The sequence below is a fragment of the Roseateles microcysteis genome (genome assembly GCF_036880965.1).
Taxonomy (GTDB): Bacteria; Pseudomonadota; Gammaproteobacteria; order Burkholderiales; family Burkholderiaceae_C; genus JAUASW01.
This window is the reverse complement of record NZ_JBAJMV010000001.1, coordinates 1-22,431: the sequence shown is the minus strand read 5'-3', so window position 1 is coordinate 22,431 and position 22,431 is coordinate 1. Positions and strand designations below refer to the sequence as shown.

The 22,431-nt window shown below is 66.2% G+C and carries 16 protein-coding genes; 10 read left to right on the top strand and 6 right to left on the bottom strand.

Going from position 1 to position 22,431, the window contains the following annotated elements:
* Position 1 precedes the first annotated feature (1 nt).
* From V3596_RS00080 to parC, 4 genes are read left to right on the top strand one after another with little or no spacing between them, the layout of a single operon-like run.
* On the top strand, positions 2-1,042 hold the full coding sequence (locus V3596_RS00080) for a histone deacetylase family protein (RefSeq protein ID WP_334275539.1): 1,041 nt from the start codon (positions 2-4) through the stop codon (positions 1,040-1,042).
* Positions 1,039-1,557, top strand: a complete 519-nt coding sequence (locus tag V3596_RS00075; RefSeq protein ID WP_334275538.1) for a GNAT family N-acetyltransferase — start codon at positions 1,039-1,041, stop codon at positions 1,555-1,557. The genes V3596_RS00080 and V3596_RS00075 overlap by 4 nt, the downstream gene beginning before the upstream one ends.
* Positions 1,554-2,201, top strand: coding sequence for a lytic transglycosylase domain-containing protein (locus V3596_RS00070; RefSeq protein WP_334275537.1), 648 nt, complete (start codon positions 1,554-1,556; stop codon positions 2,199-2,201). Before V3596_RS00075 ends, V3596_RS00070 begins: the two co-directional genes overlap by 4 nt.
* Positions 2,198-4,603, top strand: a complete 2,406-nt coding sequence (parC, locus tag V3596_RS00065) for a DNA topoisomerase IV subunit A (protein ID WP_334275536.1) — start codon at positions 2,198-2,200, stop codon at positions 4,601-4,603. The genes V3596_RS00070 and parC overlap by 4 nt, the downstream gene beginning before the upstream one ends.
* 4 nt (positions 4,604-4,607) lie before the next feature.
* Here the strand turns inward: parC and V3596_RS00060 are convergent, their stop codons facing one another.
* Positions 4,608-7,685 (bottom strand): NHL repeat-containing protein, encoded by a 3,078-nt coding sequence (locus tag V3596_RS00060; RefSeq protein ID WP_334275535.1) that lies wholly within the window; start codon positions 7,683-7,685, stop codon positions 4,608-4,610.
* A gap of 164 nt (positions 7,686-7,849) precedes the next feature.
* The gene (locus V3596_RS00055) at positions 7,850-8,359 is read right to left on the bottom strand and encodes a DUF1993 domain-containing protein (RefSeq protein ID WP_334275534.1); all 510 of its coding nucleotides are present in this window, start codon (positions 8,357-8,359) and stop codon (positions 7,850-7,852) included.
* A 140-nt stretch (positions 8,360-8,499) separates the two neighbouring features.
* On the opposite strand from V3596_RS00055, the gene V3596_RS00050 reads away from it, so the two are divergent.
* The 3 genes from V3596_RS00050 to V3596_RS00040 are packed head-to-tail and all read left to right on the top strand — an operon-like array spanning position 8,500 to position 11,721.
* The gene (locus tag V3596_RS00050; protein WP_334275533.1) at positions 8,500-8,913 is read left to right on the top strand and encodes a GntR family transcriptional regulator; all 414 of its coding nucleotides are present in this window, start codon (positions 8,500-8,502) and stop codon (positions 8,911-8,913) included.
* Between the two features lie 23 nt (positions 8,914-8,936).
* Positions 8,937-9,896 (top strand): ABC transporter ATP-binding protein, encoded by a 960-nt coding sequence (locus V3596_RS00045; RefSeq protein WP_334275532.1) that lies wholly within the window; start codon positions 8,937-8,939, stop codon positions 9,894-9,896.
* Positions 9,889-11,721: a hypothetical protein gene (locus V3596_RS00040; RefSeq protein ID WP_334275531.1), complete on the top strand. Its 1,833-nt coding sequence runs from the start codon at positions 9,889-9,891 to the stop codon at positions 11,719-11,721. Before V3596_RS00045 ends, V3596_RS00040 begins: the two co-directional genes overlap by 8 nt.
* 461 nt (positions 11,722-12,182) lie before the next feature.
* Here V3596_RS00040 and V3596_RS00035 read toward each other — a convergent pair whose 3' ends face one another.
* From V3596_RS00035 to V3596_RS00020, 4 genes are all read right to left on the bottom strand, one after another.
* A complete protein-coding gene (locus tag V3596_RS00035; RefSeq protein ID WP_334275530.1) occupies positions 12,183-14,699 on the bottom strand; it encodes a hypothetical protein in 2,517 nt (838 codons plus the stop codon).
* Positions 14,696-15,379 (bottom strand): hypothetical protein, encoded by a 684-nt coding sequence (locus tag V3596_RS00030; RefSeq protein WP_334275529.1) that lies wholly within the window; start codon positions 15,377-15,379, stop codon positions 14,696-14,698. Before V3596_RS00030 ends, V3596_RS00035 begins: the two co-directional genes overlap by 4 nt.
* A gap of 140 nt (positions 15,380-15,519) precedes the next feature.
* Complete coding sequence (locus V3596_RS00025; RefSeq protein WP_334275528.1) at positions 15,520-18,408, bottom strand: PKD domain-containing protein; 2,889 nt, start codon at positions 18,406-18,408, stop codon at positions 15,520-15,522.
* A 108-nt stretch (positions 18,409-18,516) separates the two neighbouring features.
* Entirely contained in the window at positions 18,517-19,557 is a 1,041-nt protein-coding gene (locus tag V3596_RS00020; protein ID WP_334275527.1) for a quinone-dependent dihydroorotate dehydrogenase, read from the bottom strand.
* Positions 19,558-19,622: 65 nt separating this feature from the next.
* On the opposite strand from V3596_RS00020, the gene V3596_RS00015 reads away from it, so the two are divergent.
* From V3596_RS00015 to V3596_RS00005, 3 genes are read left to right on the top strand one after another with little or no spacing between them, the layout of a single operon-like run.
* Complete coding sequence (locus tag V3596_RS00015; RefSeq protein ID WP_334275526.1) at positions 19,623-20,735, top strand: 3-deoxy-7-phosphoheptulonate synthase; 1,113 nt, start codon at positions 19,623-19,625, stop codon at positions 20,733-20,735.
* A gap of 21 nt (positions 20,736-20,756) precedes the next feature.
* Positions 20,757-21,416, top strand: coding sequence for a ribose-5-phosphate isomerase RpiA (rpiA, locus tag V3596_RS00010; protein WP_334275525.1), 660 nt, complete (start codon positions 20,757-20,759; stop codon positions 21,414-21,416).
* 3 nt (positions 21,417-21,419) lie between these two features.
* On the top strand, positions 21,420-21,947 hold the full coding sequence (locus V3596_RS00005) for a BRO-N domain-containing protein (protein WP_334275524.1): 528 nt from the start codon (positions 21,420-21,422) through the stop codon (positions 21,945-21,947).
* The last annotated feature ends 484 nt before the right edge of the window (positions 21,948-22,431 follow it).

The following is a 22,431-nucleotide window of genomic DNA, read 5'->3' as shown; positions in this document are numbered from 1 at the left end:
CATGCGGACTGTCTACAACCAGCGGCACGCTGCGCATGCCGCCACGCACGAGTTCTTCCGCGGCCGGCTGGTGCCTGCCTTCGAGGTGCCGGCCCGGGCGGACTATGTGCTGCAGGCGGTGCAGGCCGCGCAGTTCGGGGAGATCCTGAATCCCGTTGACCATGGGCTTGCGCCACTGGAACGGGTGCACGCGCCGGCCTATCTGCGCTTCATCCAGGGCGCACATGCCGAGTGGCTGGCGCTGGGCGGCGAGGGCGACGCCTTCCCGGCCGTCTGGCCGGTGCGCAGCCTGCGCTCAGACGTGGAGCCGGCCAGCTTTGCGGCCCGCATGGGCCTGTACTCGATGGACAGCGGCACGCCGTTGACCGCCGGCAGCTGGGAGGCTTCGTACTGGGGCGCGCAAGCCGCGCTGACTGGCCTCGACCTGGCGCTGGGGGATGAAGGCAGAGCCTATGTGCTGACGCGCCCGCCCGGCCACCACGCGGGCGCCGATTTCTTCGGCGGTTACTGCTTCATCAACAACGCGGCGGTGGCCGCGCAGGCGGCGCTCGACCGGGGCCTCTCCCGCGTGGCCATCCTCGACGTGGACTACCACCACGGCAACGGCACGCAGGCCATCTTCTACGAGCGCAGCGACGTGTTCTATGCCAGCGTGCATGGCGATCCGCGCACCGAATACCCGTTCTTCCTCGGCCATGCCGACGAGCGCGGCGCCGGCGCGGGGCTGGGCTTCAATGCGAACGTTCCGTTGCCCTCCGGCAGCAGCAACGAAGCCTGGTTTGCCGCGCTCGAAGAGGCCCTGGCACCACTGGCCCGCTATGCGCCCGACCTGCTGATCGTGTCGCTGGGTGTGGACACCTATGCGCACGACCCGATCTCGCATTTCAAGCTCGACCGGCTCGAGTTCGGCCAGCTCGGCCAGCGCATTGCAGCTTTTGGTGCGCCCAGGACGCTGTTCCTCCAGGAAGGCGGATACGCCACCGAAGCCATCGGGCACAACGTGGTGGCCGTGCTGCGCGGTTTCGAGGAGCGCCGGCCGTGAGAGTGCATCTGCGGCCCACGATGCTGTCGGACCTGGACTATGTCGTCTCGGTTGAGCAGGACGGCTCGAACCTGCCCTTCATCACGCCCTGGGAGCGCACGCAGCATGAGGGGGCGATCCGCTTTCCTGACTCCCGCCACTTCATTGTTGAAGTGGGAGAGGGAAGTGAGCGCGCCGGCTTCGTGATCCTGCAGGGCTGCCGCAATCCGAACCGTTCGGTGGAGCTCAAGCGCATCGTGCTGGGCCCGAAGGGCCAGGGAATCGGCCGGGCGTGCGTGCGGCAATTGAAGAAGCTGGCCTTCACGCAGCTGCAGGCGCACCGCTTCTGGCTCGACGTCAAGGGCCTCAATGTGCGGGCGCAAGAACTCTACCGCGATGAGGGCTTTGTCGAGGAAGGCCGCTTGCGGGAAAGCGTCAAGGTGCTGGGCGCTGACGGCTACGACAGCCTGATCGTGATGTCGATGCTGGACCGCGAATACCAGGCCCGCGTGGCACTGGGCGAGGAGGGCGCTTGAGCCGCCTGCTCGTCGCCCTGGCGCTGAGCCTGTTTGCCGCATCGGCGCAGGCGCAGTTGTGGGGCTATGTCGACGCGAACGGCGTGGCCCACCTCGCGCAACAGCAGCTCGATGGCCGCTACAGCCTGGTGATGGGTCGCAGCGAAGTCGGCCGCGTGCCGGGCAAGCTGGACGGCAGCCATGAACTCCTGACCTGGCTGGAATTCGCGCCCGAGGTCAAGGCGGTGCAGCCCTGGCTGCGGGAGGCGGCCGGCAAGCATGGCGTTGACTTGGAGCTCCTGAAGGCGGTGATCGCCGTCGAGTCGGGCTTCAAGCGCGATGCGGTGTCGCCGCGCGGTGCGGTTGGACTCATGCAGATCATGGCGCCGGCCGACCAGCAGCAGCGGCTCCTCGAGCCGCGTCACAACATCCACACCGGCGCGCAGATGCTCGCCGGCCTGATCAAGAAATTCGGCCGCATCGACGCGGCCCTGGCGGCCTGGAACGCCGGCGAAGGCACGGTGCGCCGCAATGGCGGCCGCATGCCCAACATCGCCGAGACCCAGGCCCATGTCCATCTGGTGCTGGAGCTGTACTGGGCGCTGCTGCAACGCAGCCTGCCTGCCACCGCCCAGCGCCTGAAAATTCACGGCAGTCCCCGATGACCGAGCACAACGAGCAGAACCTTTCCTTCGATTTCGACGCGGACCAGCCTCCGGCGCCACCGTCGCCTCCTTCCCCGCCACCGCCGCCACCGCCGCCCGAGCCGCCCGCTGAGGACGACGGCACCAGCCTGACCCTGGCCGACTATGCGCGCCAGGCCTATCTGGAATACGCACTCTCTGTGGTCAAGGGCCGCGCCCTGCCGGACGTGTGCGACGGCCAGAAGCCGGTGCAGCGCCGCATCCTGTACTCGATGGAGCGCATGGGCCTCTCCTTTTCGGGCAACACCGGCGCCAAGCCGGTGAAGGGCGCGCGCGTGGTGGGTGATGTGCTGGGCCGCTTCCATCCGCACGGCGACCAGTCGGTCTACGACGCGCTGGTGCGCATGGCGCAGGACTTCAGCCAGCGCTATCCGCTGATCGACGGCCATGGCAACTTCGGCAGCCGCGATGGCGACGGTGCCGCCGCGATGCGATACACCGAAGCACGCCTGGCGCCCATCGCCCGGCTGCTGATGGACGAGATCGACGAGGGCACGGTGGACCTGGTGCCCAACTACGACGGCTCGACCGAAGAGCCGCGCCAGTTGCCGGCGCGCTTGCCTTTCGTGCTGCTCAACGGCGCCTCCGGCATTGCCGTGGGCCTGGCCACCGAGGTGCCCAGCCACAACCTGCGCGAAGTGGCTGCTGCGGCTGTGGCTTTGCTCAAGAACGAGAAGCTGTCGGACGACGAGCTCTACACCTTGTTGCCCGGCCCCGACTTCCCCGGCGGCGGGCAGCTGATCAGCAGCGCTGACGACATCCGCTCGGCCTATGCCAGCGGCCGTGGCAGCTTCAAGCTGCGTGCGCGCTGGAAGATCGAAGACCTGGCCCGCGGCCAATGGCAACTGGTGGTGAACGAGCTGCCGCACGGCACCAGCTCGCAGAAGGTGCTGGAAGAGATCGAGGAACTCACCAATCCCAAGGTCAAGGCCGGCAAGAAGGCGCTCACTCAAGAGCAGATGCAGCTCAAGGCCTCGTTGCTGGCGGTGCTGGACTGCGTGCGCGACGAGTCCAGCAAGGACGCGCCGGTGCGCCTGGTGTTCGAGCCCAAGAGCCGCACCGTCGAGCAGCAGGACCTGATCAATACCCTGCTGGCGCAGACCAGCCTGGAGAGCTCTGCCTCGGTCAACCTGACCATGATCGGTGGCGACGGCCGGCCGACGCAGAAGAACCTGCGCCAGATCATCACGGAATGGCTGGGCTACCGCCTGGCCACGGTGCAGCGCCGCACCGAGCACCGGCTGCAGAAGGTCAACGACCGCATCCACATCCTCGAAGGGCGGCAGCAGGTGCTGCTGAACATCGACGAGGTCATTCGCATCATTCGCGAGAGCGATGAGCCCAAGCCGGCGCTGATCGAGCACTTCCGCTTGAGTGACCGCCAGGCCGAGGACATTCTCGAAATCCGCCTGCGCCAGCTGGCGCGCCTGGAAGCCATCAAGATCGAACAGGAGCTGGCCAAGCTGCGCGAGGAGCAGGCCAAGCTGCAGGACATTCTCGGCAACCCGGGTGTGCTCAAGCGCACCGTGGTCAAGGAAATCGAGGCCGATGCGAAGCAATTCGGCGACGACCGCCGCACCCTGATCCAGGAAGAGAAGCGCGCCAGCGCCGAAGTGAAGATCGTCGACGAGCCGGTGACCGTGGTCGTCTCGATGAAGGGCTGGGTGAGGGCCTTGAAGGGCCACGAGGTGGACTCGGCGGCCCTGAGCTTCAAGTCAGGCGACCAGCTCTACGGCACTTTCCCCTGCCGCAGCGTGGACCCGTTGATCGTGTTCGGCACGAACGGCCGCGTCTATTCAGTGCCTGTGTCCTTGCTGCCTGGCGGCCGCGGGGACGGCACGCCCATCACCACCATGATCGAGCTGGAAAGCGGCACGCAGATCGCGCATTACTATGCAGCGGGCGCCACGCAGCGACTGGTGCTGGCCGGCACCGGCGGCTTCGGCCTGATCGCGCAAGTGGGTGATCTCGTCGGCCGCCAGAAGGCCGGCAAGACCTTCCTGTCGCTGGAAGGCGAAGAGAAGCCCTTGCCGCCCGCCGCCGTGCCGCAGGGCGATATGTTGGGGCAGCAGCTTGCCTGCCTGTCACTCAACGGCCGTTTGCTGACCTACGCGCTGGATGAGCTCAAGCACCAGCCCAAGGGCGGCCGTGGCCTGACCTTGATCGACCTGGAACCCAAGGATGCGCTCATCAGCGTCGCCGCCTTCACCACGGCCTTGCAGGTGCTGGGCCTGGGCCGGGGCGACAAGCTCAAGGACGAATTGCTGAAGGGCGCGACGCTGGCCGGCTATGCCAGCAAGCGGGCGCGCAAGGGCAAGGCGGTCGAAGGCTTCAAGAAGGTCTTGCGCGTGTTGGCGGCTTGACCGGTCAGTCGCTGGCGATGGCCTGTTCTGAAATGAAGATCAGGCGGCCATTGGGGCGGACGGCCAGGCCATAGGGAATATTGATCGCGCCATCTAGGCCCGGCTGCAGGGCCTGCACCCCATAGCGCCCCACCACTGTGTGGACAAAGCCGGCCGGCGTGATGCGCCGGATTGCACTGTTGCCCTTGTCTGCGACATAGAGGTTGCCATGGGCATCGATGGCCAAAGAGCCCAGGCCGTTGAACCGGGCCTTGGGAACTTCATTGTCTATGTAGCCGGGCCAGTCGCTGACGCCGGCCACCGTGCTGACACGGCCGTCGGGTTCGATGCGGCGAATGGCGTTGCTGCCGTCGGTCACGAACAGGCGGCCCTGGCCGTCCAGCACCAGGCCTTCAAGCGCACCGAACCTGGCCTGCGCACCTTCACCATCAGCGTTTCCGCAGGCCGTGCTGCTGCCGGCCAGGGTGCTGAGCTGCCCCCCGCTTGTGAGCTTGATGACCCGACAGCCGACGAGCGCATAGACCGCGCCACTTGAATCAACGGCAATGCCCTTGGCGCCGGGGAAGTCCTTGTCAGTGCCGGGCAAGGTGCTCACCACACCCGATGGCGTGATCTTGCGAATGGCGGCCTGCGCGTCGGCGACGTAGACGTTGCCGCTTGCGTCGCGCGTGAGCGCGATTGGTTGCTTGAAGCGCGCCTGTGTGCCCGTGCCATCCTTGTTGCCGCTGTCGCTGCCGGCAAAGGTGCTCACCAGGCCGTCGTTGCCAAGGCGACGGATGCGGCTGTTGTCGGTGTCGGCCACCAGGACCGACCCATCGGGCATGGGAAGCAAGCCGCGCGGGTTGTTGAAGGTGGCCGCCGCAAGACTGCCGTCGGCCTTGCCTGCTTGTACCGCCTGTCCAGCCAGTGTGTTGACAGTGCCATCCGCGGTGAGACCGCGCAGCGCCTGGCCGTTGTCCGCAATCACGAAGCTGTCGCTGCCGACACGAATGATCTTGTTGGCATTGCGAAAGCGCGCCTGGTCCCCCTTTCCGTCCAGGGGAGTGTCACCATAGAGGTAGGGAGAACCGATGCCGGCGATGGTTTGCGCGTAGCCGTATTGATCAATGCGCACAACCCGCGAACGCTCAAGCACCCAAAGCCTGCCGCTCGCGTCAATGGCCAGGCCGTTCGGCCTGTCGAAACGGGCGTTCAGGCGCTCGCCGTCGACGGCTGCATTTAGCACGTCGTACTCGCCTGCGTAGCGGCTGACATTGCCAGAGCTGTCGATGCGGCGGATGGCCGTTCCGTCAGTGACGAACAGCTCGCCCGTCGTCCCCTTGACGATGGCGCCGGGGCTGCCAAAGGACGCTGCGGTGCCGCGACCGTCCCTCACGACGACTTCCTTGGGCCTACCTGCGATGGTCGTGACAAGGCCGTCGGCGCTGATCTTGCGCACGGTGTGCCCGTCGGTCACGTAGAGAACGCCGCCGGCATCCAGCGTCATGCCGACCAGGAGCGTGAAGCTGGCTTCGGCGCCCTTGCCGTCTGTGCTGCCGATCACATCGGAACCGGCCAGTGTCGTCACCAAGCCGTCGGCTGAAATCTTGCGAACGGTTTGCTGCTCGGCCACGTAGATCGAGCCGTCGCTCGCGCAGGCCAGCGCGGTGATGCCCTGGAAGGTGGCGTCTGCGAGCCGGCCGTCGCGGCGGCTGGAAATCCCTGGCTTGCCGGCATAGACCGACACCTGTCCGTCCTGCGAATACAACCTGATGGTGTTGCCGTCGCTCACATGGACATTGCCCCAGGGATCCAGAGCCAGTGCCGAGATGCCGGCAAAGCGGACCTGAGAAGAGCTGCCGTCCGCATTGCCCGCCCCGCCCAGCCGGCCGGTGATCACCTGAACGTTTGCCTGCACAGCCACGAGCGCCGGCTCGCTGTAGGTCGTTGACTGCCCGTTGCTGGCGGCCAGCCGGACGAAGGAAGATTTGTCCGCCAGGGTGACGTTGCTGAGGCGATAGGTCGTCTCGGTGGCGCCCGCGATGGCCTGCCAGCTCCTGTCGAAATCCACGCTTCTTTGCCACTGGTAGCTCAGCGGCACGCTGGCCTCCGCTCTCGCTGTGAAGGTTGCGCTGCCGCCCGTCGAAAGACTGGCGTTCTGTGGCTGCAGCTTGAAGCTCGCTGCCAATGGATTGACCGAGATGAGCGCCGCCTGGCTCTCGATGCTGCCGGCGACATTGCTTGCGACAAGGGTGAAGCGCTGCCCGTTCTCCGCCATCGTCGCGGTGAAGCTGAAGGTGGCGGAAGTGGCGCCGTCGATGTTCTGACCGTTGCGCTTCCATTGATAGCTGACCAGCACACTGCTTGTCGCTGCGGCAGTCAGCGTGACGCCATCGCGTTCGGCGACGGTCTGGTTGGTCGGCTGGATCGCGAAAACCGGGATGGCGGGCGTGACCGTCAGGGCAGCGATTTCGCTGCGCACCACGCCGGCCGGGTTGCTCAATTCCACCTGGTACTTCGCGCCGGTTTCATCAACGGTCAAGGCCGCGGTCGTGTAGCTGGCGCCGGTGGCGCCTGGCAGGTTGCTGCCGTTGCGCAGCCACTGATAGCGGATAGGTCCGCTGCCGGTGGCCTGGACGGTGAAGCTGGCTGTCCGACCCTCGAGCAGCGTGCTGGACGCGGGCTGCTGGGCGATCGTGATCGGAACGAACTTGATGTTCACGCTGGCGGCGGCGCTCGTGATGCTGCCGCCCGGACCGGCGACGATCACCTGATATTTGTTGCCAACGTCCGCTGCCGTGAGCGCAGCGGTCGTGTAGCTGGCCTGCGTGGCGCCGGCAAGGTTGCTTCCGTTCAGCTGCCACTGGTAGGTAAATGGGCCGGTCCCACTGGCGACCACGCTGAAGCTCGCTGTCGCACCATCGGCGACGCTGGCGTCCTGAGGCGCGGTGGCGATGCTTGGCGCCACGAGCAGCGCCGGTGGTGGGCTGGTAGTGCCGGAGCCGGAGCTGCCGCCCCCGCCGCATGCCGCCAGGCCGAGGGCGAGCAGCGCAAGGAAAAGAAAGCGGCGCAGCGACGCGCACGGCCGGTCGTGGTCAGGCATCCAGTCCTCCCTGGAAAATTATGTTTTTTGCCGGCCGCATTTTGCAGTGACTTTGTGCTGTTCCCTCCCCACGTCCCCGGGGACAAGTACTGAGCAATCAGTCCTTCAGAAGCAAAATGGCCTGCAAGGTGCAGGCCGTTCGGACGGGCTGGATCGCGCCAGGTTCAGTAGGTGCCCATGTAGTCCTTCTTGCCCACTTCAACGCCGTTGTGGCGCATCAGGCCGTAGGCGGTGGCCACGTGGAAGAAGAACTGCGGCAGGCCGTAGTGCAGTAGATAGGCCTGGCCGGCGAAGCGGCGCTCCTTCGGGGTGCCGGGGCGGATCACGATCTCGCGCGTGGCGGCTTCGGCAAACTGCGCCGCATCCAGGCCTTCGATGAAGGCCAGGGTCTTGGCGATGCGGGCCTGCAGGTCGGCAAAGCTCTGCTCGGTCGCCTCATAGCTCGGCACCTCGGCGCCAGCCAGGCGGGCGCTGACACCGGCCGCAAAGTCGCAGGCCACCTGGACCTGGCGCACCAGGGCAAACATGTCGGGGAAGAGGCGCGCCTGCAGAAGAGCGGCCGGCTCGATGTTGCGCGCCGTGGCATGGGCCTCGGCCTTGGCCAGCACTTCGCTCAGGGCGCCCAGCATCTGCTTGAAAACGGGAACTGAGGCGGCGTGGATTTGGGGCTGCATGGCGTGGATTTCTGTAGAGAAGGAGAGAGGCCAACATTCTCTCAGCAGCGCTTTCACCGCAGCGTATGACTTCCAGCACCACGGTAGGCGCCCAAGTTTGTCTAAACTGTACTCATTGAACTAGTACAGCAAGGACGGCCATGCCACGCCAGACCCCTTTGATACTCGACATCGCGCCCGGCGACTCGCGCCCGATCACGCGGCAGATCGTCGATGCGATCCGGCGCCAGGTCGCGGCCGGCGAACTGGTGGTGGGCGACATGCTGCCCAGCGTGCGCGGCCTGGCCCAGCAGCTCCTGATCAATCCGAACACGGTCGCCAAGGCCTATCAGGAGCTGACTGCCGAAGGCTGGCTGGATGCGCGCCCCGGCCTCGGCCTGTTTGTGGCCGAGCCTCGGCAACGGCTGTCTTCCCAGGAGCAGCAGCGCCGGCTCGATGCGGCCTGCGACCGCTTTGTCGGCGACGTGGTGGGCCTGGACTTCACGCCCGAGCAGATGCTGGGCCAGCTCGCCGACGAGCTGGCCTTGCTCAGCCAGCCGCGCAAGCGTGCCTGACAGCGGTGCCGAGAGGAGTTCAGATGAGTGACTGGCTGATCGAAACCGAGGCGCTGTGCCGCAGCTTCGGCAAGGGCAAGAAGGCCTTGAATGAATTGAATCTGCGGCTGCCGCGCGGCGGTGTGCATGCCATCGTCGGCGCCAATGGCGCTGGCAAGTCCACGCTGTTCCGCATCCTGCTGGGCTTCATGGCACCGAGCAGCGGCAGCGCCCGCGTCCTGGGTGTGGACAGCCAGGCGCTGGGCCCGGCCGAGCGCGCACGCATCGGCTTCGTGAACGAGGAGCACAGCCTGCCTGGCTGGATGGGCGTGGAGCAATTGATCCGCATGCAGCGGCGCCTCTATGCCGCGCCGGGCATTGCGCGCTGGCAGGAGGCGATGCTTGAGGAGGTGCTGGGGCATTTCAATGTGGAGCTGCATCAGCGGGTCAGCGAACTCTCGCGCGGCGAGCGCGCCGGCCTGAGCCTGGCCTTGGCCCTGGCGCAGCAACCCGAGCTGCTGATCCTGGATGAGCCGACCCTGGGCCTGGACGTGGTGTCCAAGCGCGCCTTCCTGGAGGCATTGCTGTTCAGCGGTCAGCAGGGCGGGGCAACCATCGTCTATTGCTCGCACCAGATGGAAGAGGTCGAGCGCATCGCCGACCAGCTCGTGGTGCTGGAGCGCGGTGAGCTGCGCCACCAGTCCAGCCCGGACGATTTCTGCCAGCGCGTGCGTCTGTGGCAGATCGAGTTCCCGTTCAATGCGCCGGACCTGCGAGGCCTGCCCGGCTATCTTCAGAGCCAGGTCCTCGACGGCATCACCCATCTGCTCCTGCTCGATCAGGACGAGGCGACGGTGGCTGCGGCACTCAAGGAACTCGGCGCCCGTCGCGCCGTCAGTGCTGACGTGGGCCTGGATCGGGCTGTCAATGCCTTCCTGGCCAAGAACCATGCGGCGCCGCGCCGCCAGAAGAAGAATGAATCCAAGGAGGCGGTCCATGCCTGAGTTGATGCTCGCTGAAATGCGCCGCTACCGCGGCTGGGCGCTGGGCCTTGCGTTCCTGAACCTGGCCGGCCTGTCCTATCTGTGCCGCATGACCGACATGGCCCAGCCCAATATCGGCTTGCTGGTGGTGATCGGTGGTGTCTTTGTCGTCGTGGGGCAGTTGCTGGGCGCCTGGCAGATGTGGGGCCACAGCCGTCCCAACGCCTGGATGAATCTGCTGCACCGTCCGGTGCCGCCGCAGCGCCTGATGCTGAGCCTGGTGGGCGCTGCGGCGCTCCTGCTGGTCGCCGTGGTGCTGCTGCCCGTGGCGCTGGCATTGCCGGTCGCCAGCCTCTCGGGCGGCCTGGTCGAGACATGGCAGCTCGGCTTGGCGGTGCAGGCCTGGCTGCTGGCGATGGCGGGCTATCTGGCGGCGGCCATCGCCTTGCTGGCGCCTGGCCGCTGGGCCTTGCTGATGCTGATGAGCCCCTTTCTCCTGATTGCCGACTTCCTGGCCTTGCCCTGGCTGCTGCTGCCAATGGCGGGCCTGGTGCTGTGGCTGCTCGCCGCGCTGCAGCGGGTGTTCAAGCCCGACCTGGCCAGCATGCCCCGAGGCTGGTCTACGCCCGTGCTGCTGGGCCTGCCGATGGTGCTGGCCGTGACGGTGTTGATGCAGATCGGCAGTTCGCTGGCCACGCAGGCGGCGATGGCGGCGGCCGGCGTGCATCCGCAGTTCGAGCGGCAGCCGCAGGCCGGTAGCTATGAGGCCTTGCAACGCCTGAATCCGCGTGCCCGGCTGGCCGAGGCACTGGGCCAGGCCGAGGGGCGCACTATCGACGCGGCGCAATGGAAGGCCTGGCCTGCAGCCAGCCTGGGCCCGGAATTCGACCGCATGCCGGTGCGCTTCCAGCCCGGGCGGCGCAAATCGCTGAGCTGGGGCTGGGCCGAGCGTGGCTGGCGCATGGAGTACAGCCACGCCGAGCAGGTCTACCTGGCCTTCGACAACAACGGCCGGCAGGTGGCGCGCCTGGGCCGCCAGGGCTTGCTCGAGCCGGCCGGGCCGGTGCCCGAGGCACAGCGCTTCGAGCAGCCGCTCTTGCCCATGGGCCGCTGGCTGGCTGACGGCGCCGAGTTGCTGCAGCCGCAGCCCGGTGGTCAGCGGCTGCAGCGGGTGCTGCTGCTTCCTGATGCACAGGACCGCTTTGTCGCCCTGCCTGAAGCGCTGGGCGCGGCGCAGGAGAGCCTGCTGCTCAGCAACCGGGAGCTGCTGCTCGTGGACAAGGGCGGTGCGCCGCGGTGGCGGCTGGCACTTGCACATGGAGTGCGCGACCTGCGCAATGTCGAAGTGATCCAGCAGGGCGACACCTGGCTTGTCTCCATCTTCGAAGGTCGACCGTTGGAGCCGAGCCGGCCTTGGCAGACGCTCCTGCGTGTCGATGCGGCAGGACAGGTCAGCCAGCTGCTGTCGCGCAAGTTGAAACCCAGCTTTGCGGACGCCTACAGCTGGATCTACTGGATGGTGTCACCCCTGCAGCATGGGCTGCTTGTGGCGCTCGACGAGGCCTTGCACCGCAGTCAGAACGGCGTCGAGATGGCGGGACTGCCGCTCATACCGCCGCTTGAGATCCAACGCATCGGCTACTCGCTGCTGCTCCTGTCCGCGCTTGCCGGTGCCTTGCTGGCACGTCGGCGCCAGCTCGGTTTGGGGGCAGGTCTTGCCTGGACCCTTGTCTGCAGCCTGATCGGCTTGCCGGCGCTGCTGGTGGCAGCCTGCCTGATGCGTGCCGGTCAGTTGCCGGCCGCGCAGCGGCAGGGCTTGCAGGCCGCGCATCGCATGGCGGCATGAACGAAGCAAATGGTTCATCGCCGAATTTCAGGGATGTCTCTTGACGGCACATAGCAGCCACACGCTGTTTCCTTCTTTCGCGCTGCCGAGGCCATCGGGTGAGGGCTTGTGCTCCTGTCCCCCGGACCGGGCTTCGCCCGATCCTCCTCCTTTACCTCGCCCAAACCCTCACCCGACGCCCTCGGCCGAACCTGCGCCTGCCACCAGGCGAAGGCCACAGTGGTGCGGATCAGGTCGGCAGTGGGTTTCCCGAAGCGAGGTAAAGGAGGAGGACCTGGCGCAGCCAGGGCCGGGGGACACGAGCGCAGGGGAACCCACTGCCGACCTGATCTTCGACCAACAGAGGAACAAGAAAACGAATGGCAGCAATGTGCCGCTTGGCGTCGTCCCGCCGTTCGGCGATGAAGCACAAAAAAGCCCGGTCACTGGACCGGGCTTGAAGCTCACACGCAGTACCGCAATTACTGGTGCGCGCAGCGGCCCATCCGGGCACCGCCCTTGATCTTCTTGACGAAGGTCTCGGGGAAGCTGACCTTCTCGTCGCGGTGGTTGTCGCAGACGAAGACGTTCTTCATGTCCACGTACCAGGTCTGGTTCACGCCCATCAGGCCGCCGATCATCTCGTCACCGGCCGCATTGACCGAGATCGGGTTCTGCAGGCCGTAGCGATAGGCCTCGGCAACGCCTTGCTTGCGGAAGAAGTCGCTCAGCTTGATCCAGCCCAGACCGTCCAGGTACATCACGCCCTCGAAGCTGCCATAGAGCCAGGAACCGGCGCGGCCGACGATGACCTTGCCGTCGTCGCTGAGGTCGTTGAGCTGCATCGGGATCACACCGTATTCGGCGCGCACGGCATCGGCGCCGCTGGCGCAGGGGTCGTTCAGGTTGCCGGACCAGTCGATGAAGGCCGGGATCGGCATGTCCACGCACCAGCGCATCACCGGCAGCTTGGTGATCGCCGACTTGGCTCCAGCCTTGCCGTTCCAGACGATGGCGCCGTTGGAGATCCAGTCGTCATAGACCTGGCCGTCGATGACGCGCTTGATCTTCTTGACCGAGTCCATCGGCACCTTGCTGCCATCACGGTTTGCCGAATAGGCGCTGGTGCCGCCATACATCGCCCACAGGTCGACGCGCTTGCCTTCTTCCACCCAGGCGACCGCCTTGCCGTAGTTGGTTTCGCCGAGCACGACCGAGCCGTCGCCGGACAGGGCCTGGGCGCGCAGCCAGCCTTCGTTGGCGAAATCGTGGCCACTGGCGTCGAGCTTGCGCAGCCCGCCTCGCTCGGTCCAGATGACCGGCAGGACCTCGGGCAGGAAGCCGCTTTCGCAGGAGCCGTCGCCGTCCGAATCCACATAGCCCAGGCCCACCGCCGTCTTGCCATCGTCGGAGAGCGCGAAGCCATAGCTGGACATCGGGCCGGCGAAGCTGGAGCCACCGCACTTGTCCTTGTTCAGGCTGCCGAGGTTGGTGATCTTGCCCTTCTCCCAAAGTGCGGCCGACGAGATGCCGTTGCCGTCAACGTCGGTGTTGATGAGGAAGACGTCGCCACTCTTGTCCATGCCACCGTTGGTGGCAATGATCTCGGGCGGGAAGACTTCGATGCCCTTCTTGATGTCCCAGCTGAAGGCGGTGGCGAAGAAGACGCCCGATGCTTTGCTGCCATTCTTGGACAGCTTGATCAGGTTGGCATCGACGACCGGGTAGTAGTCAACGCCGTTGTCGTAGCCGTTGAAGACGAGGTCTGCCTTGGCCGTCGTGCCGGCGCCAGCCATGATCGGTGTCGATGTACAGGCTCGGTCGGCGGAGGGGCTGCTGCTTTCGCCGCTGTTCCAGTACTCGGCTTCCGAGACCAGGGCGCGCGGCGTTGTCGGGTAGCCACCGGCCACGATCTCTTCCATGTAGACCACGTACTGCTGGCCGGGCTTCAGGTTGTTGATCTGGAAGCGGCCGTCAGGCCCGACCTTGCCTTGCGTCTGGTCACCGGTCATCGCCGACACCGCATCACCCAAGGGGTTGTTGACGTTGCGGGCAATGATGTTGACGCCACTGTAAGGCGTGCGGCCGTCCTTCAGCTTCAGGGTGCCGGCGATGCTGCCGGTGCTGGAGCGGTAGGTGGCCGTCGGGTACAGGTTGGAGACGGCGGCGATGTCGTCCGGCATGTCGACCGTGCTCATCTCGTAGCCGATCTCCGCGCCCGGATCGATGAAGGGGAACATGGTCTCGACATGCTTGATCGGCATGTCGGTACCGCCATAGCCCGGATGGTGCAGCGGCGCCACGCAACCCGGCACGCCGGGATAGAGGTCGAAATAGCCCGGGATGCTGAAGAAGGCCAGCTGGCCGTTCACCTGCGCATGCGAGAGGTTCAGCGCGTGGCCGAACTCGTGCGTCATGATGCCGGTGAATTGGCGGCCCGTCGGGTCATTGATATTGACCGCGTAACCGTTCATCAGGGCCGTGGCTTCGACAATGGTGTCCTCGTAGCCGTCGCCATCGCTGTCTTCGGCGATCTCGGGGAATGCGATGCCCAGCACCGCGTCCTTGGGCAGGCCGAAGTAGTTTTCGAGGATGGAGCCGTCGGTGTCGTAGATGACGTGCATGCCGCCACCGTTGTACTGGCCGTAGACCTTGTCGACATTGGTCGCGTCGACGTTCGCGCCGATGCTGGGCACCTTGGTGAAGTCGCCGGCGACGTAGCCCTTCCAGGTAGAGGTCTTCACGTCGCTCCACTGCTTCACCGCGAAAGCCACCATCTCCCTGGCGCGCTCGTTGGTGATGAAGGGTGCGACGCCATCGACGTCATAGGCATAGACGCCGAGGTCGGTGTAGATCGGCACCGGCTTGCTGGTGTTCCAGCGCAGCGGCGTCGGCTTGCCCGGCTTGTCGGTGGTGTACAGCGGGCCGGCGGCTTGCGCCAGGCCCACGGCCAGCAGGGCGAGGGCGCCCAGCGCCTTGTGCAATGTCTTGAGGTTCACTTCATCATCCCCTTCTGGATCCATTGACCGGCGACGGCCTTGTTGACCAGGCCCATCAGCACGTTGGCATCGACGTCACCGCCTGACTTGCCGAGCATTTCGGTTTCCAGCGGGCTCAGGGTCACACCGCTGAAGCGCACGTTGTCGAACAGGCCGCGGTTGTTGAAGGCGTTGGCCGAGCGGCCGCCCATCACGTTGAACTTGCCCATGCCCATGCCCACCGTGGTGCGCAGGCCGGTGCGGGCGGCTGGCTTGTAGAGGAAGGCGAATACCTGCTCGTCCTTCGTCCACCTGGCCATGCCCTCCGGGGCCATGCCGAGGAAGAAGCGGCCGTCCGGCATCTTGCGGGCCTTGGCCAGACCGAACTGTCGGAACTTGTACTCCGAGCGCGTGGCGATCTTCTTCTTGGCCGAGCTGGCCACGCTGATCGTCACCTCGGTGTAGGGCACATTGCCCTGCATGCCGTCGGTCACGCGGATCACCTTGCCGGCGATGATGGTGTCGGCATCGTTGATCAGCTTGGTCAGGTTGTGCGGCTTGAGCTGTGTGGCTTGGGCCGGGGCGATGAGCCCGGCGCCGGCCATGGCAGCGGCGGCACCGGCCAGCGATTTGAGAAGGGTCCGCCGGTTGGGCGGCGCAGCGCCGCAGGCGTTGGCTGCGGACTGGGTGTCGAGGCTCATTGCGGGATCTCCATATCGGTCCGGCCCGGAGCGGCCAGCCACGGACGGGACGATAGGGAGAGCCCGCCCCCCTCGCGCCCCCCGCCGCGGGGGGCCTTGAGGCAGGGGGAGGCGGAACCCTTAGGGAATGGCCCGGGGGCTCAGTGGATGACGACGGCCAGGCTCATGCCAGGCGGCAGCATGATGCCCATGCGGCGATAGCGCGTGGCCCCGTTGGGCGCGTTGTCGGCGATGCGGATCGCGGTCGTGCGCTCAAATTTCTCCAAGGGCGATGGCACGTATTCGGGATTCTCCTGGCCCGCATTGGTGAAGTACGGCTTGGCTGCGTCGAACTCTGGCAACACGATCTTGTCCGACTGAGCCAGGGGCCAGCCGTAGCCAGCCGGCGCCTCGCCAGCGCTCAACGGCGTTTTCCCGCTTACATACAGGCGCACAAACTCATCGACAAAGCCATTGCCACCCGAGGCCCGGATGGCTGCATCCACGCATTGGTAGCTGGACTGGCCGGCCGAGCTGTCCGAGCATTGATTGATCAGGTACTGGAACAGCTGCAGGCCATGGCGGCGGTTCAGAAAAGCACCGAAACTGCCGCCCACGATGTACTTCTCATTGCCCCCATCCAGGGCCGAGAGGTAGCGGGTGTAGCTCTTGCTGGACAGGTCCGCTGCAAAGAACCTGAGCATGGAAATCACATTGCTGTAAGGCTGGCCCTGCTCATCTTTCAACAGCGCCGAGGCCACCAGGTCTTCACCCATCATGGCGCTCGTTTCCTCGAGCCAGGATTCATGCCAGACGCCGCGACGGGCCAGGCGCTGGTAGCCATTGATGGCGTGCGTAGCCTCATGTATGAGCACCGAATGCAGGTAGTGGCGGGTGCTGTTCGCGAAGTCGCGCATGTTGAGGAACAGCGCCACCGCCTCGTTGGAGTTGGGATTGGTTGCCTTCGTTCGCATGGCATCTATCCAGTAGTAGCCGCCAGCGCCGATTGGCTCCTTGGGGTAGCCGATGACGACGTTGACATCCTGCAGGGTGTCGTCGCTGATCAGCGTGCTGTCTTGATGCGGGCCCCAGAAGTCGCCCGCGATGGCGGTCAGCCGAGCGAAGGCACCGTCGCTGCCGCAGGCGAACTCTCGCATGGCATCGATCTGGCTGAGCTTGATCTGCCCGGCCAGCAGGCCGGCCGAGTCGATCCAGAAGACGATGTTGCGGCCATTCGCCAGCTGGCAACTGGCCTCGACCTGGGTCTGATAGGGCACTTTCTCTCCCAGCGCGCCCGTCCATTCACGTGTGCTGTGCAGGGGTGGCGCAGGCCGAGGCTTGCCACCGGTGCTGCTGCTGCTGCTGCTGCTCGCGCGCCGGCGGGTTTCTGCGGGTATGGCTCGGGCCTGCCGGGACGCCAGATAGGTCTCCACGGTGCTCTCGTGGTAGCGATGGACCAGAACCGATTCGATCGCGGTGCGTGCCGGCAGGGCAGCTTGCGCCGGAGTGCGCTGAGGCGCGTTGGTGGCCCCTGGCGCGGGCGCGACGCCGTAGGCGGGCAGGGGAATCGAGTCCTGCTCGCCAGCGTTCGCGAAGAGGAGCACCACGCTCTGCCCGGGCCCAACGTTGTCTATGTCCAGGTCCAGCACCTGATCGTGCGAGCTGGTGTTGTTGATCGTCCAGATGCCCACTCCGCTTCCGGAATAGCGGGTCGCACTGCTGGCGCCGCACCTGCTGCCCATGCAGGCCGGCTGCGGGCCGCCGGTCAAGGCTTCGGCCACGCGGACCACGGTTGTGACCGTGCTGCTCAAGCCCAGGCCATTGGTCGCCGTGACGGTCACTGCATACTGGCCTGGCGTGGCGAAGCGACGGCTCAGCGTTGCACCGGTGCCGGTGGTTCCGTCCGCGAAACGCCAGACATAGCTGACCGTGCCGTTGCCAGGGTCCAGCGCAGACACCCGCAAGCTCGCCTCTTGAGTCGCCAGGATGGGTTCGACCGGCAGGGTGATGACCGGTGTGGTGGGATGCTGCGAGCTGGCCGTCACCTGTATCGTGGTCGTGACCGGGAGGCTGTAGATGCCTTGCATGTCCTTGACGACCAGCTCGACTGTGTACGCACCAGGCAGGTCAACCCACAGCCTTGCACGCATCGACGTGGGAAGGATCATCCTGGCCTCGCTGCGTGCCGGCGCGGACACCACGCGCCAGGTGTAGCCGCCAATGCCGCCCCATTCCGCGACGCTGAAAAAGCCGTTCAGCTGCACCTCGGTGCTGGAACTCGCGCTCGCCGGTGCGGTGATCTTGGCCAGCGGACGTTCCTCGAGCCGAACGCAGTGCGAGGCGGGCAAGGACAGGCGGCCGCCGCTGTTGGGGTCGCTCACCTGCAGGTAGAAGCAGTAGTTGCCCATGATGTCGGGCGTGAGGCTGACCCGGGCGCCGGTGCTGGCATCGAGCGAGGCTTTGCTGCCATCCGGCTTCTGGCTGAGTGTCCAGGTGTAGCTCAGCGAATCGCCGTCCGGGTCGCTGCTGGCGCTGCCATCGAGCGCGAAGGTCTGCCCGGAAAGCACGCCGAGCGGCCCCTTGATCGCGGCCTTGGGCTGCCGGTTGGCCTTCAGCTCGAGCGTAGTGCTGCTCTCAAGCGTGCCGTCGCTGACCACCAGCGCGATGCGGTACTTGCCACCCTTGTCGGCGACAAAGCTGGGCTGCTTGCTCTCTGCGCCATCGAGGGTCGCCGCACTGCCTTCAGGGCGCTCCTGGAAACTCCAGCGATAACGTAGCGTGTCGCCATCGGGGTCGCTGCTCTGGCTGGCGTCCAGCCGAACCGTGTCTCCCTCCTGCACATTGCTGCCGCCGCTGGCGCTGGCCAAAGGTGCCCGGTTGGCCGGTGCCGGCGACGTGCTTGTCGGTGGGTTGCTGTTCCCACCTGTGGCAGGGGCGGTGCCCGCAGCACCTCCACCGCCGCCGCCACAGGCGACCAGGCCGGTCAGCAAGCCGGTAGCAAGTAGCAAACGTGCACGCCCGAAGGCGCGCGTCAAGGCGCGCGATTCCATGGATCCCTCCCCGATTATTCTTGGCGCGGACTATGCCAGCCCAACGCGGCTGTGCGCCCTGGGGCTAGCCCGGGACTTGCGGCACGGCTGGCCGCCGAGTTCGCTGCCCTAGACCCTGGCCAAGACCTCGGCGCATTCGCGCACCAGGGCCGGACCCTTGTAGATCAGCCCTGTGTAGAGCTGCACCAGGTCGGCACCTGCCTGGATCTTGGCGCGGGCATCGTCGCCAGACAGCACGCCGCCGACGCCGATGATGGGAAAGTCCTTGCCCAGCGCGGCGCGCAGGAGGCGGATCACGCGGTTGCTGGCCTCGAACACCGGCCGGCCGGAGAGGCCGCCCATCTCGCCGGCATGCGCCAGCCCTTGCACTGCATCGCGGGAGATCGTGGTGTTGGTCGCGATCACGCCGTCGATGCCGTTCTTCTGCAGCGTTTGCGCGATCACGGCGACCTGGTCTTCTTCGAGGTCGGGCGCGATCTTCACGAACATCGGCACCCGGCGACCACTGGCCTTCTGCAGCTGCTGCTTCCTGGCTTGCAGCTGCGAAAGCAGGGCGTCGAGTGCCTCGTCGCTCTGCAGCGCACGCAGGTTCTTCGTGTTGGGGCTGGAGATGTTGACGGTGATGTAGTCGGCATGCGGGAACACCCCCTCAAGGCCGATCAGGTAATCGTCCACCGCGTTCTCGATCGGCGTGGCGGCGTTCTTGCCGATGTTGAGGCCCACCAGGCCGCCCGCGGCACGGAAGCTGCGGGCACGCTGCACATTGGCGAGAAAAGCCGCCAGGCCCTCGTTGTTGAAGCCCAGGCGATTGATCAGGGCATCGGCTTGCGGCAGGCGGAACATGCGCGGTTTTTCGTTGCCCGGCTGGCCCTTGGGCGTGACCGTGCCCACCTCGATGAAGCCGAAACCCATGGCGCCCAGGCCGTCGATGCAGCGGCCGTTCTTGTCCAGGCCGGCGGCAAGGCCGATGCGGTTGGGGAACTTGAGGCCGGCCACGGTCACCGGGTCGGCAATGCGCGCTTGCGACCAGATGCACTGGGCGGGTGTGTTCTGCAGCCGGGCGATGGCGCCGAGCGTCAACTCATGGGCGTGCTCCGGGTCCAGGCCGAACAGAAAGGGGCGGGTGAGGGCGTAGGGAACGAGGGACATGGGCCGGGATTGTCGCATTGCAACATCCGGCGGACCATAATGTCCGGCTCACGCAGGACCGCATCATGACCACTCCCGAAGCCAGCCGCCACGACCTCGACGCCACCCGCGACAGCACCCGCACCGACGACACCCGCATCGGCGCGGTCCGCCCGCTGATCTCGCCGGCCCTGCTGTTCGACGAGCTGCCGCTGCCCGAGGCCTCGCAGGCGCTGGTCGAGCGCGCGCGCCGTGAAATTGGCGACGTGCTGCACGGGCGGGACGACCGGCTGCTGGTCGTCGTCGGCCCCTGCTCGATCCATGATCACGACCAGGCGATGGACTATGCCCGCCTGCTCAAGACCGCCGAGCAGGAGCTGCGCAAGGAACTCCTGATCGTGATGCGCGTCTACTTCGAGAAGCCGCGCACCACGGTGGGTTGGAAGGGCTATATCAACGACCCGCGCCTGGACGGCAGCTTCCACATGAACGAAGGCCTGCGCCTGGCCCGTCAATTGCTGCTGGATGTCACCGCGCTGGGCCTGCCGGCCGGCACCGAGTTCCTGGACCTGCTCTCGCCCCAATACATCGCCGACCTGATCGCCTGGGGCGCCATCGGCGCCCGCACGACCGAGAGCCAGAGTCACCGCCAGCTCGCCTCCGGCCTCAGCTGCCCGGTCGGATTCAAGAACGGCACCGATGGCGGCATCAAGGTGGCCAGTGATGCGGTGCTCGCCGCCAGCGCCAGCCATGCCTTCATGGGCATGACCAAGATGGGCGCGGCTGCGATCTTCGAGACCCGCGGCAATGCCGACTGCCACATCATCCTGCGCGGCGGAAAGGCGCCAAACTATGACGCGGCTTCGGTCGCGGCGGCCTGCGATGCGCTGCGCGGCTCGAACCTTCGCGAGCAGGTGATGATCGACTTCTCGCACGCCAACTCGAGCAAGAAGTACGAGCGCCAGATCGACGTCGGCAATGACGTGGCGGCCCAGATCTCGGCTGGCGACAAGCGCATCACCGGCGTGATGATCGAATCGCATCTGCAGCCGGGCCGGCAAGACCTGGCCCCGGGCCAGACCAAGAGCGACCTGAAGCCCGGCGTCTCGATCACCGATGCCTGCCTGGGCTGGGGCCAGACCGGGCCGTTGCTGCGCACCCTGGCCGAAGCCGTGAAGACCCGCCGCCAGAATTCCTGAACCTACTCCTTCTTCATCGACATGACCCAAGACGAACTCAAGACCCTGGTCGGCCAGGCCGCCCTGCAATTTGTTCCGGCCGGCGGCATCGTCGGTGTCGGCACCGGCTCGACGGTGGACAAGTTCATCGACGCCCTGGCCGCCAGCGGCCTGCAGATCAAGGGTGCCGTCTCCAGCTCGGTCCGCTCCACCGAGCGCATGAAGGCGCTGGGCATCCAGGTGCTGGAAGCCGGCGAGGTCGAGAGCCTGCCGGTCTACATCGATGGCGCTGACGAAATCGATCATGGCGGCCACATGGTCAAGGGTGGCGGCGCTGCGCTGACACGCGAGAAGATCGTTGCCGACCTGGCCGAGCGCTTTGTCTGCATTGCCGACGAATCCAAGCTGGTGCCGGTGCTGGGCCAGTTCCCCTTGCCGGTGGAAGTGATCCCGATGGCTGCAGCGCAGATCGCTCGCCGCTTTGCAGCCATGGGCGCCACGGCCACCCTGCGCGCTGGCGTCATCACCGACAACAGCTGCCAGATCCTCGACGTGCGCGGCCTGCAGATCAAGGACCCGAAAGCCTTCGAGGCCGAGGTGAACCAGTGGCCCGGCGTGGTCACCGTGGGCGTGTTCGCCCGCAATCGCGCGAGCGTCTGCCTGCTGGGAACGTCCACCGGTGTGAAGACACTGAGCTTCTGAGCCATGCGGCGCGGCAAGCCGGTTTATGACGCGCAGCGCCATGAGCGCTGGCACATGACGACTGCGCGCTGGATCAAGCTGGGCGCCTGCGTGCTCGGCACTCTGCTGATGCAGCACTGGCTTCAGAACTGGACTGCTGCGCTGGTGCTCACGGCCACGCTGTGGGGCATCTTCCTGGCGCCCGAGCTGATCGGCCTGTTCGGCGACATGGGGCGCTGGCTGCGCTGGGCGCGCTGGCATGAACGCGAGGGCCTGCACTACGAGTTCAAGGGCGTGCACATCCGTGTCCAGGAGGAGCATCGGGAGCGCTGGCTCTGCCTTGGAGACCTGGGCCGTGCGCTCGGCGAGCCACCCAACGAACTGGTGCTGCGACGCCTCAACGAGGACGGCGTGCGCGAGTACGAGCGCCAGCTCTATGTGCAGGACGAGCTCTTGCTGAAGTACCTGGCCGAGCGCAGCAGCGACCGCGCCATCAGCCTGCGGACCTGGGTGCAGCGCACCGTCTTCCACCCGGCGAGGCAACGCCGCTGAGCGACGGCCGGAAGAATTTGTGGATGCCTCTTGACGGCACGTTGCGGCCGTTCGTGTTCTGGTGTCTGGGTTCGTCGAAGATCAGGCCGCCAGCGGGCATCCCTCCGCTCATGCTCTGGCCAGAGGCCTGATCCTTCGCCAGGCACAGACAGTCCTCAGGACTGTCTGTGTCCGGGCTCAGTCCTCCGTCGCCGGCTTGCAGCCGGCGCCTCCCCCTGATATCAGAATCACGCTGCTTCGTTCCGCTTTAGCGAAGCCCGTCAGGGTGATGCCGCGCTCCCCCTATGGCCTTTGAGCCAGAGGTAAAGACTGGTGCCCCCGGCGGATTCGACACGACAGCTCGAACGGTGTCTTGGGGCGCTGCCGGAGCCTCTCCGGTGGCGACCCCGCATATCAGGGTGCGCAAGTCGGATAAGCGCTTTGCGAAGGAACGTCATGAGAACGAAGCTAGGTGTGGATATCAGCAAGAGGAAGTTCGATGTCG

What these genes read in the sequence shown, in the direction of transcription:
- V3596_RS00005 (WP_334275524.1), top strand. Translation starts at nt 21,420, where the DNA reads ATGCGGCGCGGCAAGCCGGTTTATGACGCGCAGCGCCATGAGCGCTGG.
- V3596_RS00060 (WP_334275535.1), bottom strand. Translation starts at nt 7,685, where the DNA reads ATGCCTGACCACGACCGGCCGTGCGCGTCGCTGCGCCGCTTTCTTTTC.
- V3596_RS00045 (WP_334275532.1), top strand. Translation starts at nt 8,937, where the DNA reads ATGAGTGACTGGCTGATCGAAACCGAGGCGCTGTGCCGCAGCTTCGGC.
- rpiA (WP_334275525.1), top strand. Translation starts at nt 20,757, where the DNA reads ATGACCCAAGACGAACTCAAGACCCTGGTCGGCCAGGCCGCCCTGCAA.
- V3596_RS00025 (WP_334275528.1), bottom strand. Translation starts at nt 18,408, where the DNA reads ATGGAATCGCGCGCCTTGACGCGCGCCTTCGGGCGTGCACGTTTGCTA.
- V3596_RS00050 (WP_334275533.1), top strand. Translation starts at nt 8,500, where the DNA reads ATGCCACGCCAGACCCCTTTGATACTCGACATCGCGCCCGGCGACTCG.
- V3596_RS00020 (WP_334275527.1), bottom strand. Translation starts at nt 19,557, where the DNA reads ATGTCCCTCGTTCCCTACGCCCTCACCCGCCCCTTTCTGTTCGGCCTG.
- V3596_RS00040 (WP_334275531.1), top strand. Translation starts at nt 9,889, where the DNA reads ATGCCTGAGTTGATGCTCGCTGAAATGCGCCGCTACCGCGGCTGGGCG.
- V3596_RS00015 (WP_334275526.1), top strand. Translation starts at nt 19,623, where the DNA reads ATGACCACTCCCGAAGCCAGCCGCCACGACCTCGACGCCACCCGCGAC.
- parC (WP_334275536.1), top strand. Translation starts at nt 2,198, where the DNA reads ATGACCGAGCACAACGAGCAGAACCTTTCCTTCGATTTCGACGCGGAC.
- V3596_RS00080 (WP_334275539.1), top strand. Translation starts at nt 2, where the DNA reads ATGCGGACTGTCTACAACCAGCGGCACGCTGCGCATGCCGCCACGCAC.
- V3596_RS00055 (WP_334275534.1), bottom strand. Translation starts at nt 8,359, where the DNA reads ATGCAGCCCCAAATCCACGCCGCCTCAGTTCCCGTTTTCAAGCAGATG.
- V3596_RS00030 (WP_334275529.1), bottom strand. Translation starts at nt 15,379, where the DNA reads ATGAGCCTCGACACCCAGTCCGCAGCCAACGCCTGCGGCGCTGCGCCG.